Genomic DNA, 16,737 nt, shown 5'->3' with positions numbered 1-16,737 from the left:
ATATCCGGATTTTATCTGTAGCTATTAAGTTGATGTTCTGATTGGTGTAATGAGCTGAATAAAATCGTTTGTATCCTCCGTTGGAACTAAAACAAACGGACGAAGAGTGGAAATCAATTTAACTGTTATTTCTACCGGTCCGAAAGTAGCAAGGGCTTGTTTTAAATAATCTGGGTTGAAAGAAATTTCCATCTCTTCCCCATTAATATCATTGTAAGCAACTTGTTCATTGACTCGACCAACTTCTGGTGAATTTCCTGTAATTTCTACACTGTTATCTTTTACAGATAACTTCACCACGTTGTTTTTTCCTTCATGAGACAGTAAGGAAGCTCTTTCTACTGCTCCAAGAAGGACTTGAGCATCTAAAGTGACATTCGTTGTGGACGTTTCAGGAATTAAACGATCAGTTTCAGGGTAATTTCCTTCAAGTAAGCGAGAGTAAAAATACGTGTCTTCAGTTTTAAATAAAATCTGATTCTCTGCAATAGCGACTTCAATTTCTTCAAGAGTGTCGTCAAGTAAACGTGTTAATTCTTGTAAGCTTTTACCTGGAATAACTAAATCATGGGATAAGCCTTCCATTCCTTCTATCGGAATAACTCGTTGACTGAGTCGATGGCTATCCGTAGCGACTGCTTTTAATTTACCCTCTTGAATCATCAAACGGACACCAGTCAAAATTGGTCGTGTTTCATGAATAGAGACAGCTATAACCGTTTGTCTGATAACTTTTTTAAGTAAGTTGACAGGTAAAGTAAAAGATTGAGTAGTATCAATTTCAGGAAGATGAGGATAATTGTCTGCATCTAACCCATTAATCACAAAGGATGATGAAGCAGAAGTGATAGACGTTTGTTCTCTATCTTTTACTTCAACAGTAAATTGATCATCCGGTAATTTATTTACGATGTCGCTAAAGAATCGAGCCGGTTGTAAAACAATTTGACCTTCTTCTTCTATTTCTAAGCTGGCTTTTTCATCATGAGCACTTAAAAGCGTCTCAATAGAAATATCTGAATTACTCCCTGTCATTTTTATTCCTTGAGAATCAGCTATTAATTTAATACCAGTTAATATAGGTATAGTGGATCGAACTGAAACAGCTAATTGCACATCTTTTAATTTCTTTAAGAAAGCTGATCGGTTAACGGTGAATTTCATATGCATCCTCCAATAGTTTTATAGTGTGTCTTAATATTATATAGTATATAAATAATATAGTAATAGTAGTAGGCCCTGTGTATAGTGTGGATAACTCATTTTGAGCAACAATAGCAATGTTTTCCACTTGTGGATAACCTGTGCATAAGAATGTGTTTAACTCTTTGTTTTATCCACAGCCCCTTTTTACAGACTTTTTCTGATTTCGTCTACTTCGGCTTTTATTTCCTCATTACTATCGACTAGTTTTTTTATTTTTTCATGAGCATGAATGACTGTTGTATGATCTTTTCCGCCAAATTCTTTTCCAATTTTCGGTAAAGAGGTACTTGTCAGCTCTCTAGATAGATACATAGCTATTTGTCGGGGCAGAACAATTTGCCTGACACGTTTTTTTCCTTTTAAATCCGCTAGTGTTATATCGTAATACTTAGAAACTTTTTGCTGAATAGAGGCGATGGATACATTTTGTTTCGAATCATTTTTTACCATGCTTTTTAATGCATCAGCAGCTAAACTTGTCGTGATGTCACTGCGCTGGATGGCGGAATAAGCCTGAACACGGACTAAAGCCCCTTCTAACTCTCGAATATTCGAATCAATCTGCCCAGCAATATAGCTGAGTGCATCGTTTGGAATTTCAAGCCCTTCAGCGTTTGCTTTCTTTCTTAATATGGCAATACGCGTCTCTAAATCCGGAGGGGTGATATCTACAGATAAGCCCCACGCAAAGCGTGATACCAAGCGTTCCTGCAGTTTAGGAATTTCATTTGGCAAGCGATCACTTGTTAGAACAATTTGCTTACGCTGATCATACAAAGCATTAAATGTATGGAAAAACTCCTCCTGGGTTCCCTCTTTGTCAGCAAAGAACTGGATATCATCGACTAACAACAAATCGACATTTCGGTATTTTTGTCTAAATTTCTCCTGCGTTCGATTCTGAATTGAATTGATAAAATCATTCGCAAAATTTTCACTCGTTACATATTTAATGTTTGCATTGGGGTTAATCTGCAAGTACTGATGGCCAATGGCATGCATCAAGTGTGTCTTCCCTAAACCTACTCCCCCATAAAAGAATAATGGGTTATAGATTGTTCCAGGCTCTTCTGAAACCACTAAAGCAGCTGCGTGTGCCATTTGATTTCCTTTACCAATAACAAAAGTATCGAATGTGTATTTGCTGTTTAGTGTACTCGATACAGCAGGTGACTCGAATGTCTGCATGTTATTTCCAACGGCTTCTTCTGCAGCCTGTTCCTCAGAAGTTACAAATAAGGGAGCTATTTCTCTCCCGACAAATTCATATAAATATTCAACTACTCTAGTGGATAAGTTATTTTTCCAGTACTCCTTATGTAAAGTAGAAGGAACTTCTATAGTGATTGTATTTTCTGATAGGCTGACGAGGTTGGCACTTTGAATCCATGTATCATAACTGACTTTAGACAAGGTTTCTTTGAACTTTTCTGTTAAGTAACTCCATATTGAATGTAAATCTTCCATTTTTTTCCTCCTCGCCATTAATATGCACTTTTTATTTTATCACGTATAGATTCAGTTTTCCACAACAGCTTTAATTGTTGATAAAGTTTTAACAGACTGTCCAAAAAGTTATCAACAACTGTAACAGAGATGTGTATGAATATTCAACGAGAGAATAATTCAACAGGTTATGTGGATAACTAGTGGAGTTTAAACCTTAACGTAGCAAGGATAATAAGAGTTGTTAACAAAATATATTGGGTTGTGGATAACTTTGTTTAACAGGTGTGGAGTTGTGGATATGACGGGTATATCATTGGGGATAGAATAAAATGAATCTTTTCTCTTTCACAGCTTGTGGATAACCATTTGGGATAATTATCCGAGTCTTAGATATAAAAAGTATGAACAAAATAAGTTAATGCAACGGATACTACTTGACATTTGCACTTTTTTTTTCTAAAATGACATAGTCTGTCTATCTATAGTAAATTAAACTCTATTATTTTATTATTTGCATGAGAGATACAGAGGACAAAGGAAAGATTCAGGAGGTGTTTTTTGAATGGCACAAGGACAAACATATCAACCAAAAAAACGTAAACGTCAAAGAGTACATGGATTCCGCAAACGTATGAGTACAAAAAACGGACGTAGAGTATTACAAAACAGACGTCGTAAAGGAAGAAAAAGAATTTCAGCTTAATGACGATAGGCGACGGAAGCATCTTACTGATAGCTATAGTGAGAGCACGTTGCCTTTTTTTTATTACTTAGCAAAAACAGAAAGATGGGACATAGATGAGAAAAGCTTATCGGGTTAAAACAGAATCAGACTTTCAAAAAGTTTTTCATCAGGGTGAGTCTATGGCAAATAGACAATTTGTCATCTATGCTTTAAAAAAAGAAGAGCAGTCTCATTTTAGAGTGGGACTTTCTGTAGGGAAAAAAATGGGGAATGCGGTTCAGAGAAATGCTATCAAGCGAAAAATCAGACATGTGCTCATCGAACTGGATCAAGAAGATAAAGTGAAAGAGTCATTTGATTTTATTGTCATTGCGAGAAATCCTGTCAAGCAAATGGATTTTCATCAAATAAAGAAAAGTCTCATCCATGTGTTGGGTAAAGCTCAATTACTTCATTAATAGAAAACGTGAAAAGAAAAGAGGAACAAAATGTGGAATTTTTAAAAAAGCGTAAGCGATTGCTTCTAGTACTAGTAATGTTGGGGCTAGTCGTCTTTTTAAGTGCATGTGGAACAGGTCCTGTTACAGAAGACAGTACGGGTTTCTGGGATGGCATAGTCATCTATAACTTTGCTAGAGCCATTATCTGGTTATCTGAGGTATTTGGTGGTAATTACGGAATTGGTATTATTATATTTACGATAATCATTAGAGCTTTAATGATTCCCTTTACACATTATCAGCAAAAGAATATGCAGCAAATGAATGAGCTGAATCCTCAATTAGAAGAATTAAGAGAGAAATATTCTGCTCGAGATACAGAAACGCAAGAAAAGTTAAAAGAAGAGCAACAGCGTCTTTACAGTGAAGCGGGAGTTAACCCTTATATGGGCTGTTTACCTATGCTTATACAAATGCCCGTCTTTATTGCTCTCTACGGTGCTGTCAACCGAACACCTATCTTAGCAACAGGAAGTTTCTTATGGGTTAACTTAGGGGAGCCGGATCCTTACTTTATTCTACCGATTTTAGCGGGTATATTTACATTAGCTAACTCAGTTTTAATGAATATGGGAAGAGAGCAAGCAGGTGGGAAAGTGATGACATATGTTATGCCTTTATTTATTGTCTTCATTACATTCCGTCTTTCTAGTGCTTTAGCTTTATATTTCACAGTGTCTAACGGGTTTTCAGTTCTACAAACTCTTTTATTCCAAAATCCTTTCAAAATAAGAAAAGAGCGAGAAGAAAAATTAGAGCAGGAAAGAGAAGCCGAACGTCAAAGAAGACGAGCGCTTAAACGAGCGAAGAAGTTAGGAAGAAATATAAAAAAATAGAAAGTTCTGACACCAGTACTTTAATTTGGTAAACTATAGGAGAGAATAGATTGGGAACGGGGGATAGCTAAATGAAAGAAAAATATACAGCACAAGCGCCGACAACAGAAGAAGCGATTGAAAAAGCGCTGAATGCTCTAGGTATTTCAAAAGAAGAAGCCATTATTGATGTGACTCAAGAATCGAAAAAAGGATTTCTTGGTATAGGTCAAAGAGATGCTGTTGTAGTCGTTACAAGAAAAGAACAAAAAAGTGTAGTAGAAGATTTAGTTTCAACGCGTATTCAAATGGACGATGATAAACCATCTGTTAAACCAGAAGAAAAGACTGAACCAAAAGAGGAGCCTAAAAATCCTTCTGAAAAGCCGAAAAGAGAAAATAAGGTTGAAGTAAAGTCAAAAGAAGAAGCAATAGAAGAACCAAAAGAAGAAAAAGAAACGAGAGAACCGAGTAAAACAAATGAAAAAGATGAACAAGCGATTCAAGATGTAGCGAAATACTTGGAACGCATTTCTCAAAAAATGGGAGTAGAAGATGTGACTGTTTCCGTGTCTCAATCTGATAGAAGAGTGCATTTTTCTATTGAGACAGAAGATGCTGGTCTGATTATTGGCCGCCACGGAAAAGTATTAAACAGTTTACAGACCCTCGCTCAAATTCAATTGCATCAAGAAGCGGATAACAAATTATATGCGCGAGTGGATGCAGAAAATTACCGGGAGCGCCGTCAAAAAACAGTTGAACAACTAGCCAAGCGTACAGCTGATAAAGTCAAACGGACAAAAAGACCCGTTATATTAGAGCCTATGCCTTCTCACGAAAGAAAACAAATTCATCGCTTCTTAAATCATTATGGGGGAGTCGAAACCCATTCTGAAGGAAAAGAACCGCACCGTTATCTAGTAGTGGAACCGGCAGATAAAGACGATTTTAATATTTAAATAAGAATTTAAAAAGAGCCTGCGGTCCCATACGCAGGCTCTTTCTTCACTATGTCATGAGTGAGTAAGAATGGATTCTTTAGTGAACCCGTTCGCCATAAACAAGTAAACGTCTATCATTCATCGGGTATTTAAGACAGGTGACCAATGTAACGAGGTCCTTGTCTTTTTTTATACTTAACGTGTCTACTTCATTGGGATAAACCACTTTTGTCCCCGTCACTTGGTAGACTAAAGGGCCTTCCATTGTATGGACTTCAAATATATCTCCCTTATCTAAACGATCCAAATGCAGAAACATCCGATGCTGAATGGCTCCTCTATGGGCAGCGAGAACAGCATGTGTTCCTGAACCACCCAGTGGAAGAGAAGACCCGGATACGACTACAGCACCTTTTAATAGATTATTTTCAGATTCCCCGACATAGATGGGCAGTTCAACATTTATTTTTGGAATGTGAATATAAAAGTAAAATGAGGATCCAAATAAATGAGAGTGTGCTAACCCCTCACTACCAGACATCTTGCCGGTGCCGTCCGATTGATAAAAGGGATTAGAGGCTACAATATCATCGGTGAAAACGTCAGTAATTGTAGTCTCGCTGTTTTCGTTTAGTGACTGATTATATTTCAGCATGTCATCATACAGTTCGTCTTTCTGATTGGAATCTAAAGGGTGCGCAGAGGCCATTTGAAACCGATTAATGTCCTGCTGGATGCCATAATCATTGATATAATGGGCGATATGGGGGTATAGAAAGAGAGATAAGCCTAATATAAAAAGAAAGAAGGGAACTAACTTTTTCTTCATGAAGCCGACTCCTTTCTTCTTTTATAGACAAATAAAGCAATAAGAATGAGTACGACAAGTCCGAAAAACAGGGTACTCATATGAGAAGAAGGTGAATAGGGTGTTATCCTTTCTTCACGAGAGTTTTCTGTAGATTCTTCTACATATGGGATACGTACACCTGTTACCAATAATCGGTGGGTATTAATCATATAAGGTGTGCAGGTAATAAGAGTGACTAAATCTTCGTCTTCTCTGACAGAAATGTGTTGAGTCTCGTGAGGAAGAACGACAAGAATCTCTGACACCTCATAAGCTAATGTCTCATCTAATGTGTGAAGGTAAAACACATCTCCCATTTCCATATTAGGGAGGTCAGTAAACAGGCGAGAGGTAGGAAGTCCTCTGTGACCGGTTAAGACCGAGTGCGTGCCTGTTCCGCCTATGGGGAAAGAGGTGTTATCCAACCATCCAATGCCTTTTTGAAGAATAGCCTCACTTGTTCCCTCATATATGGGAAGGGAAGCGTTGATAGTAGGCAAGTCAATTTGACCGATGACAGCGCCTAATTGCTCTGTAAAGACATTATATGAGCTGACACCACCTGAAGCAGAGACCGGTTGACTGCTGTCATCGGTTTCTGCAAAAGGATCGGTAATAGTAGACTCTTCACCTGCTAAAGATTCATTGTAAGCGGTAAGCTGGTTTTTATATTCATCTATTTCCTGTTCAGATAAAGAAGAGAGGGATTCTTGAAAGGTGTCTATTACGCGTGTTTGAGTGAACTGAGAATAGATTTGAGTGACAACGGGATACAAGAAAATCATTAAACCTGTTAAGAATCCTAAACTTAAAAGGATACTGGACTTGGAGAAGTTAGATAGAGTAGCCCGGAGTTTTTTCATGAAATCCCTCCCTTCTCTCGAGGATAGCTGGTATGACGAGGTATTTATAGGAAAGGGATGGGATAGACCCCATCCCTTTCGAGGTTAATTAATGAACTATTATTTTTTTTCAACTTTTTTGTATAGTTTAGCGGATGTACCCATTAAACCTATACCCAAAAGGCTGAATACGAGAGTGCCCATGCCACCTGTTTGAGGTAACTTCATTTCAGGGCTGTTTTTGATTTTTGCTGATTCTGCAGTAGGATCAGCAGTAGCGGAAGTGATGGCAGATGGGTCAGTGTAGTAGCTATTCGCATTGACAGTAAATTTGAAGTCTTTTTCTAAGAGTCGGTACTGTACACCGCCTACATTAGGAGCTTTGGTTTCTTCAAGGTAGTAATCGCCATAAGCTAGACCTTTCACATCAAAGGTGCCATCTGCTTTTGATTTAAATACTCTGGCAGTGCCTTTAGATCCCCAAGTATAATCAGATTGAAGGTATTTACCGTTTCCATTATGGATGACGAACTCGGCACCTTCAAGCGCTTCATGAGCTGTATTAATTTTTATGAATGCTTTCCCTCCAGTATGGACGAAAGGATTTTCTTCAGGGCGAGAAGTATAGACATGGTGACCGTTATTGAAATCAAGTTTTACTTCGTTTTCATAGTCTAGTCCCATGATGGCATTCTCATTGATGAACGTATCAAAGCTAATAATGAGCTCATCTACACCATCAAGTGCGTCTACGTCAAAATCAAGGACGAGAGAGCCACCCTCAGATCCTAAAGTAACACCAGATACACTGAAATTGGAAAAGGCTTGGTTATCAGCTAGAACCGTTAAGTTACCATCATAGGTAAGGGCCTTTCCGAATGTATCAGTAATAACAAAGCTTTCAGCATCTTTAATGTCTCCTGGAACATCAGCTCGAATAATCCATGTGACGGTTTCAAAGAAATCGGCTGAGTCATATAACTGTTCCATGGACGTCACGTACTTGTTAATTTCAGGTAAGTCGTAGTTGACAAGTGCGACTCCTTCGCGAATAACTTTGTCATCTACTAAGTTTCCTAAGTTATTACCTACACCGTAAGCATGATCACTTTTTGTAACTTCAAAAGGAATAGGCGTTTTGTTCAAACCGTATCCTTCAGGAGCACGTGTTTCAACGAAATAGTAATTCCCAACAACTAAATCTCCAACGAAAATTTTACCATCTGTACCGGTGGTTAGTTCAGAAGCGATTTCTTCGTCAGCGTGCTTACCTACTTTGAAGAGACTGAATTCCGCACCAGGTAGGCCGGTTTTACCGTCTTCAGCCCATTTAATTAATTCAACGGCGCCAAGAATTAATTGGTTTTTAGGATACACATGGACGTTTTTATTCCATTCCCGACCATCTGGGTTCATCATAGGGACATCCACTAGGAATGGACCGCTGAATTCTTCGACCCCTTTAGGTGTGTCTGTTTCTACAACGTAGTATCGGCCTTTAGGTAGATTGTTAAACAAAGCTAAACCATTTTCGTCAGTTTGTTTCACAATTGGCGTTAATTCTGAAACATCTACAGTTATATCAGCATCATCGGCTACTCTATAGACACTGAATTCAGCTCCTTCTAGGAAAGTAGCATCAGCTGGTAAATCCTGGGATAATCCATCGTTAGTGATTAATGCGTCATTGAATGGGTCATAGTTCGTCTGTACTTTGTGGATATGCAGGTTTCCTTTATCCGGTCTTGGACTTGCGGCCATCGCTACAGTGGGTAAAATAATGGAAAGGACCATTAATAATCCCATGAGTAATCCCGCTAAGCGTCGTGTTCGTTTTGTCATTTTACTCGCTCCTTTGATTATGTTTTTTGTTTTTAGATTTCTTGAAACCGTAAACTGTTCCTCCCATTAAGGCAAGGCCGAGTAGTGTAAAGACTGTCGTTCCCATGCTTCCCGTATCAGGCAGGGATTGTGAGGGGTGATTTCTGATGACTAATGGATGCTCTTCCGTGATGAGAATCTTGTCAACTCTAACAATTGTTTCACCATTTTCTCCTTTTTCGACAACGACGACAAAATCGTCAGGATACAGATTAAATCCTAGCGGTGCTTTTGTTTCTTCCAAGAGATAAGTTCCAGCAAGCAGGTCTGTAAAGACGAGTTTGCCTTCAGCATCTGTCGATAAAGTCATCGTAAAAGGATTGGCTTCTTCCGGATCTATTCGAGTTAATCTAAATTCTGCAGGGTTATCTAGGATAGGGGAGCCATCTCTGTCTGTTTTCTGGATGTAGAGGTCGCCCATGACTAATGAATTTCTGACATCAAGATGGAGAACGTCATCAACATAGTACCCATCAGCATATGTCTCGTTATAGTTTTGAGGAACAGATTCTGTGATAGAGTAAACGTAAGCGTTTCCGTTACTATCTGTCTTGTCCTGTTCACCAAAGTCATAGAACCATATACCGTCTTCGTCTGGAGTGACATCTACTTCCGCTACAAGTTCCAAGCTATCTTCTTCAGTTATTCGATTCAACGCTATCTTTAAAACGCTTGGTCTGTGCATTGCAGTGTCGTTAATCCATGTTTTTGTACCTGAGATTTCTAATTGAGGGATGATGTACGTATTTAATAGGGCTAGCCCTTCTCCTGACTGTACAAAGTTTTCAGGTACTCCAGGAGTAAACTCATCTTTATCCTCATCGTAGAATCCTTCCACAACATAAAATGAATAATCATTCCCTTCGCTGTCTGTCTGTTCAATATTTTCAAAGCTGACAGATACTGTCTCTACTGATTCAGTGGCAGCAGGCAGTTTCATGATATCCACTGCTTCATCTATTTCAAGATGTTCTACAGTTCGTCGTAATTGGAACCATAAATCAGGTCGAACGGTTTTTCCGTTTACCCATTTTTTAGTTGCTTGAATGGTATCTCTAGGAATTTGGAAGGTATTAGTGACCATTCCTTTATAGTTAGCGTCAAATACACCATATAATTCTCCACTTATAGTTGTATAATTTTCATACACTCGAGTGTACCCTTCTACTTCCAACTCAGTGAAGTAGTACGTATAGTCTGTACCATCAGACATTCGACTAGGCAATTCAGACCAAGTATAGGTAAACTCATCTGCGGGCCCTTCTGCAGGGGTGACCTCAGGATTTACTCCTACCTCAGTAAGAGTTGTTCCGTCTGTTGTACGCCATAATGTCAATTCGACAGGATTTTTATTTTCTTCCGGACCACCTTCCCAAACTTTAACTGCGGTTAAATCAATGAAAGTTATTTCTTGGTTTGTGACCTCAACGGTGATATCTCCTCGTGGAATACCCTTAATATGATTGACTTCAAATGTTGATGTGTCCTCGCCATCCACTTGGTAAGAGATGATAAATCGGTCTAAATCCGTTTCTCCTAGTCCGGTGATTCCTGTTTCTTCTACGCTATAGAGGCCTTCGTGACGTAAAGTGGTGACCCAAGTATAGTCATGGTTTGGAATGAGTTGTTCACTATGAGTGTAACCAACAGCGTCATTGGACACTTCCACAACAAATTGCCTGTCATCTAGCTCTGAACCTTCTATTCGTTTAGCTACTTTCAGAAGAACTGGATCGACTTTTGGTGATGCAATATTCACCGTCTTATTTTGATTGTTCGAATCTGTATAGGTTAAACGGGTGATTTTATTCGTATCGAATAGTCGATGTTCATCTGTTTTTGCCCCATCCAGATTTAAAATGTCGTCATTGATATCTACACGATAAGTCAACTCTGCATAACGGACATCTTCTGTTCCTTCGACGAGCTTATCTACAGCTGGATTAATCGTCCAGGTGATTGTATCAGTGCTTTCGACAGAAGTCGTTCCTTCTGAAGTGTGAATCGTTCCTTCCACTAAACTAAAGCCATCACCCATTTGATCCGTCAATTTGACGTTTCGAAGGGCATACTGAGTGGAGATTTGAGCTCCAATCCTCTCGTAAATTTCAGCTAATTCTTCAGGGTTATCTGTTGAATAAGACATACCTGGAGAGGAAATGCTATTTAATATACTTGTTCCAGTTGTTCCTGCTTCAACAGCGATGGTAAATAAGCCATCAAAACCAGCTCGAGCATCTTCACCTGCTTTTATAGCAGCGAACCCATTGTGAACGTGTCTTCTGTATCTTGTAGGGAATAACCATCCGACTGAGTAGGTATAGCTTTCTGTCAAATCACTACCCGTTCCGACAACTGTATTAGTGTTAAAATTGCCGTCATATATACCGGTTTGTTGTCTGTTAGCTTGAATCCCGCCAGAGGTTCCCCATGAAGGAAGACCAGTTGACCAGCTGCTTGGTTCATAACTAAAAGTTGGTTCTCCATCGGATAGCAGGACCATAAATTTATTGTCTGCACTTGAACCATTTAATAAAGATTGACCTTGAATAATCCCAGCTTGTGTATGGGTTCCTCCTGCAGCAGTTAAAGAGTTAACAGCATTTCTTAATGTTTGTGTATTATTAGAAAACTGACTATTAATAGTGATTAATTGGGCGCCATCATGATTACTGGAATAAGATACGACTGCAATACGTAAATAAGGATCGGCTGGAATCATGGTATTTATAAAATTGATGGCTGCAGATTTAGCATTTTGCATCCGATTATTATCTGCCATACTTCCAGAACGGTCAATGACTAAGACAACATCAGTCGTTTCAACTTCCTGAGCGTCCCTTCCTTCTATACGAACAATTATATCCCAGGTATTGACCATTCCATCCACTGGTGATGCCGTTTTATTTGTTCTGACTTCACCCGGTTGTAAGTCGGTCGTCTGTTGGATCATCAAAGCTCTTGTGTTTTTCTGAGGAGTCTTTGCGGCACCCAAACTACCTGGAGCAAAATGAGTGATAGGAGTGGGGTTAGCTGGGTGGCTAGTCGCTTGGAAACCATCCAGCATATCGCCTGGATCGTATTCTTCTTCGACAAACTCAGCCTCAACTTCGATTTCCACGTCCTCTTCCCGTTCAGAATCTGAAGTCTTTTCTTCTTTTTCCTCTTCTATTGAGGATGGTATAGAGTATTCTATCTCTTCTTCAGCAAACTCTTTCTTTTCTTTGGAAGAATTATTTTGAGAAGTCTCGTCTTCAAGACTTTGGTTCTCTAGTTTTTCTGTCTTAGACTTTTCTTCTTTATCCTCGGTGTTCTTAACTTCTTTTTCCGCTGCCAGATGTTCTTCTTCAGCGATTCGTTCGGCTTCAGCTTTCTCAGCAGCTAATCTTTCAGCCTCAACTTTTTCTTCTGAGAGTCGTTGAGCTTCTATCTGAGCCAGTTTGTTAGGGATGGATACTGAATGAAGTGAAGCGGCTGCTGTCTCATCTTCAGCATGTATGGAAGCACCTATTTTGAATTCAAGGCTTTGAGAGGTAGAGTCACTGACTGAGGTCGTAAATTTGAGGTGGAGAGTTTCTGCTGTGGTTGAAGAAGGGGAATTGAAACGATAACGATTACCTGACGGTGTGAACACGCCAGACGGTGTTGCAGACACAATCTGTGGGGGACCAACATTGGCTGGTAAGACCACTTCCACGCTTGATGCGGCTTCTGTTTCCGATTCATTTTGTGTGATGCTTACATTCCAAGTAACGAGTTTTCCGTCTTCACTTAAAGACCATGTTGCTTTTCCTGAGCCGGACGCATCCGAAAACAGAGTCATTGCATTGTTGGTCTCAGCTGATGCATTTAAGGAGGAAACTAAACTCGAAGGAACAAATTGGATGAATTGGAAAAGAACGAACAAGAGTGTGATGATATGTGTGTGCAAGGGTTTATGTTGATTATTCACATTATTTACACCTCCGTAACTAGTGTACTGATGACGGCTGAGGGACATATTCAATTATGTTGGGCAGAAGTCCTCACCTCCTTAAAGGTCGGCACATGGTTAAAAAAGGATAGAAATAAGGTATGGGAAATAAGGGTATAGGTTTTGAAAAGATTATTCAGGATTTTAAAAGGGAAGTAAAGGAATAAGGTAAGATTTATGATAGAAGTGTTAAAGAATAATAATGATGGGGTTTGAGTAAAAAAAGGCATGAAAAATAGAAGGGACGGATGAGCATATCTAAAAGAATACATGGATTGTTGGAACAGACACTTTGAATAGTGTTTGGGGGGGAGAAAAATAAGTAAGGGTTGTGTGTTATGTATAAATATACTTCGATTGAGTAGAGTATAATTTATACTTTTAAGAATGTCAACACTTATCTATAAAAATATTTAAAAGAGTTTAATCCTCTGAAAATTCTTACTATTTAGGAAAAGTATTGTATACTAGTATGAGTTGAAATATTGATTAAAGGGGGGCCTTGTATGGATATGACAGATGTTATTAGTCTCGTCAACACCAATAGAGGTAACGGTAAAAAGGAAAGTTTAAACAGAATGAAGGCCTTGCTTGATAAACTGGGAAATCCCCAAAATAAGCTCCAGTTCATTCATATTGCAGGAACAAATGGAAAAGGCTCTACCGCAAGTTTCCTATCAGCTATTTTAGAACAAACCACTATTAAAACCGGTGTGTTTACATCTCCTCATCTAGAAAAGATAAATGAACGTATTCGTGTTAATCAAATAAATATAACGGATCAGGACTTTATTCGAATAACTGAAACAGTCGCTCCTTTCGTTGATGAAGTGGAAAATGAATTAAATGAAAAACTCTATTCTTTTGAAATCTTAACGGCTGTTGCGTTTTTGTATTTTGCAGAAAATAAGTGTGAACTGGTTATTTTAGAAGCCGGTATCGGTGGACGACTGGATGCGACAAATACTATCCCTACTCCAGAAGTTGCAGTCATCACGTCAATAGGGCTCGATCATATGAAAGTATTAGGGGATTCCAAAGAATCGATTGCACGAGAAAAGGCAGGAATCATTAAGGAAAACGGGGCTTTAGTCTTTTCGGAAATGGAAGAAAACCTTGAAACTATTTTTTATGAAAAAGCAAGAGAACGCCGAGCTAAAGCCATAAAAGTAAAAGCGGCTGATGTAAGGAACTTGGTTCTAACAGAAAATACATCTGTCTTTTCATATAAATGCTTCAAACAGGTAAGGATTCATTTAATTGGAATGCATCAGGTTATGAATGCTTGTCTCGCAATAGAAGCGATTGAGATACTGCAGACTAAAGGATATCCTATTAATGACTCAGCTATTCACAAAGGCTTGGATGAGGCTAGATGGGCTGGAAGAATGGAAAAAATTTCAGATGAGCCTCTCATTATTTTGGATGGGGCTCATAATCCAGCTGGTGTTCACTCACTGAAAGAAACCATTGAAACATTGTTTAAAAATGAAAAACTAACCTTTGTTGTTGGAATGATGAAAGACAAAAAGTACCACGATATGATTGAAACCATGCTTCCTTTTGCGGATAGAATGTACACTGTTTCTCCAGATGAATATAGAGGCTTCGATGCAAAATCAGTCTCTGACTGGATAAGAGAGAAAGGCATAGAGTCCAAATCATGTGAATCAGTTGATTCTGTTATAGATACCCTGAAAAATGAATCCGATGATTCAGACAAAATTATTGTGTTCGGGTCTCTATATTTAATTGGAGAATTTAGAGAAAAATGGAAGCAAATATCCGAAACCCTTTACAGTATTTAATGCTGTGAAGGGTTTTTAATACACGTAAATAAGATAGAATGTTAAAATTGAATAATAAAGAAATAAGAAAGGAGTTAAAGGAATAAAACCGCTTGCATTTTCAAAAAAGGTGGAGTATAGTTAAATCGAACAAAGAACTTGTATATACAAGTTAATAAATAAGGAGGAGAAGAAAGTGGCAGATTTTAATAAAGATGCACAAGAGCTACTGGATGCCATAGGCGGAAAAGATAACGTCAATGCCGTGACTCACTGTGCAACACGTATGCGATTTGTATTGAATGATCCTTCAGCTGCTGATGTAGATAGAATAGAAGACATCGAATCTGTAAAAGGAACGTTCACACAGGCTGGACAGTTTCAGGTTATTGTCGGAAATAGAGTAGGAGACTTCTATAATGAATTCTCAGCTGTCTCAGGCGTAGAAGGCGTCTCAAAAGATGACGTGAAAAAAGCGGGCACGCAAAACATGCACTGGTTACAGCGCTTAATGGCCGCATTGGCAGAAATATTTACCCCATTAATACCTGCAATTATTATCGGGGGTTTGATTTTAGGGTTTAGGAATATATTAGAACAAGTAGAATTCGGTATGCTAGGTGGACAAACGATTGTCGAAACCTCTCAATTCTGGGATGGAGTCAATCACTTTTTATGGTTGCCTGGGGAAGCTATCTTCCACATGTTACCAGTTGGAATTACGTGGAGTGTAACCAGAAAAATGGGAACCACTCAAATTTTAGGTATTATATTAGGTTTAACATTAGTATCTGGTCAACTACTCAATGCTTATGGAGTAGAGGATATTATTGCTGGAGAAGTGCCTACTTGGAACTTCGGTTTCTTCCAAATGGATATGATTGGGTATCAGGCACAAGTTATTCCGGCCATGATGGCGGCCTTCTTACTAGTCTATCTTGAAAAATGGCTGAGAAGAGTGATACCTGAAGCCATAGCCATGATATTCGTCCCGTTATTCGCACTTATCCCAACTATTTTTGTTTCTCATGCGATTATTGGACCGATTGGATGGCAGCTAAGCACGTGGTTATCACAAGGCGTTCAGTGGGGATTAACTGGAACATTCAATTGGGTATTTGGCTTTATATTTGGTGGACTCTACGCTCCTCTTGTTATTACAGGATTGCACCACATGACCAACGCCATAGACTTATCACTGGTCGCTGAATACGAACAAACCATTTTATGGCCAATGATTGCTTTATCTAATATTGCTCAAGGATCAGCGGTTGTTGCTATTATCTGGTTGCACCGTGGAGATGAAAAGGAACAGGCTGTTTCTATTCCTTCCATGATTTCTGCTTACCTTGGAGTAACCGAACCAGCGATGTTTGGTATCAATATTAAATATGTCTACCCATTTGTGGCTGGTATGATCGGATCTGCTTTAGCAGGTATGATATCCGTTGCGATGGATGTGGCAGCCTTTAACATTGGAGTAGGGGGATTACCAGGAATTCTATCTATTATTCCTGAACACTACATTGGATTCCTTATTGCTATGGCCGTTGCTATAGTTGTTCCAATTGCCTTGACTATCTTATTCGAAAAACGTGGTATCTTAACTAAATGGGAAAATGACCACTTACCGATTCCGAAGTTAGGTCAATAAGAATAAGCGGCTCACACGCTATTCTTTAAATGAGACAGACGTTATGAATTTTTAGAGTTTTTGAAAAGGGTATTTCCTGTAAATTGTATATTTCTAGACAGCAGTGACTGGAAAATAAATCAATTTTTGGAATGCCCTTTTCTTTATTGAT

12 protein-coding genes are annotated in these 16,737 nt (G+C 38.7%); 6 read left to right on the top strand and 6 right to left on the bottom strand.

Features of this window, described 5'->3' with window-relative positions:
• Positions 1–24: 24 nt before the first annotated feature.
• Both dnaN and dnaA read right to left on the bottom strand, forming a co-directional pair.
• On the bottom strand, positions 25–1,164 hold the full coding sequence (dnaN, locus tag ABDZ53_RS10935; RefSeq protein WP_343756485.1) for a DNA polymerase III subunit beta: 1,140 nt from the start codon (positions 1,162–1,164) through the stop codon (positions 25–27).
• 186 nt (positions 1,165–1,350) lie between these two features.
• Positions 1,351–2,673 (bottom strand): chromosomal replication initiator protein DnaA, encoded by a 1,323-nt coding sequence (dnaA, locus tag ABDZ53_RS10930; protein WP_343756483.1) that lies wholly within the window; start codon positions 2,671–2,673, stop codon positions 1,351–1,353.
• Between the two features lie 544 nt (positions 2,674–3,217).
• Here dnaA and rpmH point away from each other — a divergent pair.
• The 4 genes from rpmH to jag all read left to right on the top strand — a co-directional run bounded on the left by rpmH (position 3,218) and on the right by jag (position 5,617).
• Positions 3,218–3,358 (top strand): 50S ribosomal protein L34, encoded by a 141-nt coding sequence (rpmH, locus tag ABDZ53_RS10925; RefSeq protein WP_343756481.1) that lies wholly within the window; start codon positions 3,218–3,220, stop codon positions 3,356–3,358.
• 95 nt (positions 3,359–3,453) lie between these two features.
• Positions 3,454–3,798 (top strand): ribonuclease P protein component, encoded by a 345-nt coding sequence (gene rnpA / locus ABDZ53_RS10920; RefSeq protein ID WP_343756479.1) that lies wholly within the window; start codon positions 3,454–3,456, stop codon positions 3,796–3,798.
• A 77-nt stretch (positions 3,799–3,875) separates the two neighbouring features.
• On the top strand, positions 3,876–4,676 hold the full coding sequence (locus ABDZ53_RS10915) for a YidC/Oxa1 family membrane protein insertase (RefSeq protein WP_343756529.1): 801 nt from the start codon (positions 3,876–3,878) through the stop codon (positions 4,674–4,676).
• A 71-nt stretch (positions 4,677–4,747) separates the two neighbouring features.
• The gene (jag, locus tag ABDZ53_RS10910) at positions 4,748–5,617 is read left to right on the top strand and encodes an RNA-binding cell elongation regulator Jag/EloR (RefSeq protein ID WP_343756477.1); all 870 of its coding nucleotides are present in this window, start codon (positions 4,748–4,750) and stop codon (positions 5,615–5,617) included.
• Positions 5,618–5,696: 79 nt separating this feature from the next.
• On the opposite strand, the gene ABDZ53_RS10905 is transcribed toward jag, so the two are convergent.
• The 4 genes from ABDZ53_RS10905 to ABDZ53_RS10890 all read right to left on the bottom strand — a co-directional run bounded on the left by ABDZ53_RS10905 (position 5,697) and on the right by ABDZ53_RS10890 (position 13,124).
• Entirely contained in the window at positions 5,697–6,428 is a 732-nt protein-coding gene (locus tag ABDZ53_RS10905; RefSeq protein WP_343756475.1) for a class C sortase, read from the bottom strand.
• Entirely contained in the window at positions 6,425–7,312 is an 888-nt protein-coding gene (locus ABDZ53_RS10900) for a class C sortase (protein ID WP_343756473.1), read from the bottom strand. The genes ABDZ53_RS10905 and ABDZ53_RS10900 overlap by 4 nt, the downstream gene beginning before the upstream one ends.
• 99 nt (positions 7,313–7,411) lie before the next feature.
• Positions 7,412–9,133, bottom strand: coding sequence for a SpaA isopeptide-forming pilin-related protein (locus tag ABDZ53_RS10895; RefSeq protein WP_343756471.1), 1,722 nt, complete (start codon positions 9,131–9,133; stop codon positions 7,412–7,414).
• Position 9,134: 1 nt separating this feature from the next.
• Positions 9,135–13,124, bottom strand: coding sequence for a Cna B-type domain-containing protein (locus ABDZ53_RS10890; RefSeq protein ID WP_343756469.1), 3,990 nt, complete (start codon positions 13,122–13,124; stop codon positions 9,135–9,137).
• Between the two features lie 527 nt (positions 13,125–13,651).
• Between ABDZ53_RS10890 and ABDZ53_RS10885 the strand changes: the two genes are divergently transcribed.
• Together ABDZ53_RS10885 and treP are read left to right on the top strand one after the other, a co-directional pair.
• A complete protein-coding gene (locus ABDZ53_RS10885; RefSeq protein ID WP_343756467.1) occupies positions 13,652–14,953 on the top strand; it encodes a bifunctional folylpolyglutamate synthase/dihydrofolate synthase in 1,302 nt (433 codons plus the stop codon).
• 175 nt (positions 14,954–15,128) lie between these two features.
• Positions 15,129–16,586, top strand: a complete 1,458-nt coding sequence (gene treP / locus ABDZ53_RS10880; protein ID WP_343756466.1) for a PTS system trehalose-specific EIIBC component — start codon at positions 15,129–15,131, stop codon at positions 16,584–16,586.
• The last annotated feature ends 151 nt before the right edge of the window (positions 16,587–16,737 follow it).

It is taken from the genome of Alkalibacterium iburiense (assembly GCF_039521845.1).
GTDB lineage: Bacteria > Bacillota > Bacilli > Lactobacillales > Carnobacteriaceae_A > Alkalibacterium > Alkalibacterium iburiense.
The sequence above is the reverse complement of the archived record's forward strand: the minus strand, read 5'-3'. Positions and strand labels throughout refer to the sequence as shown.

Excerpts from the sequence above, each read along its gene's own strand:
- rnpA (WP_343756479.1), top strand. The coding sequence starts at position 3,454 with ATGAGAAAAGCTTATCGGGTTAAAACAGAATCAGACTTTCAAAAAGTT.
- jag (WP_343756477.1), top strand. The coding sequence starts at position 4,748 with ATGAAAGAAAAATATACAGCACAAGCGCCGACAACAGAAGAAGCGATT.
- ABDZ53_RS10905 (WP_343756475.1), bottom strand. The coding sequence starts at position 6,428 with ATGAAGAAAAAGTTAGTTCCCTTCTTTCTTTTTATATTAGGCTTATCT.
- ABDZ53_RS10900 (WP_343756473.1), bottom strand. The coding sequence starts at position 7,312 with ATGAAAAAACTCCGGGCTACTCTATCTAACTTCTCCAAGTCCAGTATC.
- rpmH (WP_343756481.1), top strand. The coding sequence starts at position 3,218 with ATGGCACAAGGACAAACATATCAACCAAAAAAACGTAAACGTCAAAGA.
- dnaA (WP_343756483.1), bottom strand. The coding sequence starts at position 2,673 with ATGGAAGATTTACATTCAATATGGAGTTACTTAACAGAAAAGTTCAAA.
- ABDZ53_RS10885 (WP_343756467.1), top strand. The coding sequence starts at position 13,652 with ATGGATATGACAGATGTTATTAGTCTCGTCAACACCAATAGAGGTAAC.
- ABDZ53_RS10915 (WP_343756529.1), top strand. The coding sequence starts at position 3,876 with ATGTTGGGGCTAGTCGTCTTTTTAAGTGCATGTGGAACAGGTCCTGTT.
- dnaN (WP_343756485.1), bottom strand. The coding sequence starts at position 1,164 with ATGAAATTCACCGTTAACCGATCAGCTTTCTTAAAGAAATTAAAAGAT.
- ABDZ53_RS10895 (WP_343756471.1), bottom strand. The coding sequence starts at position 9,133 with ATGACAAAACGAACACGACGCTTAGCGGGATTACTCATGGGATTATTA.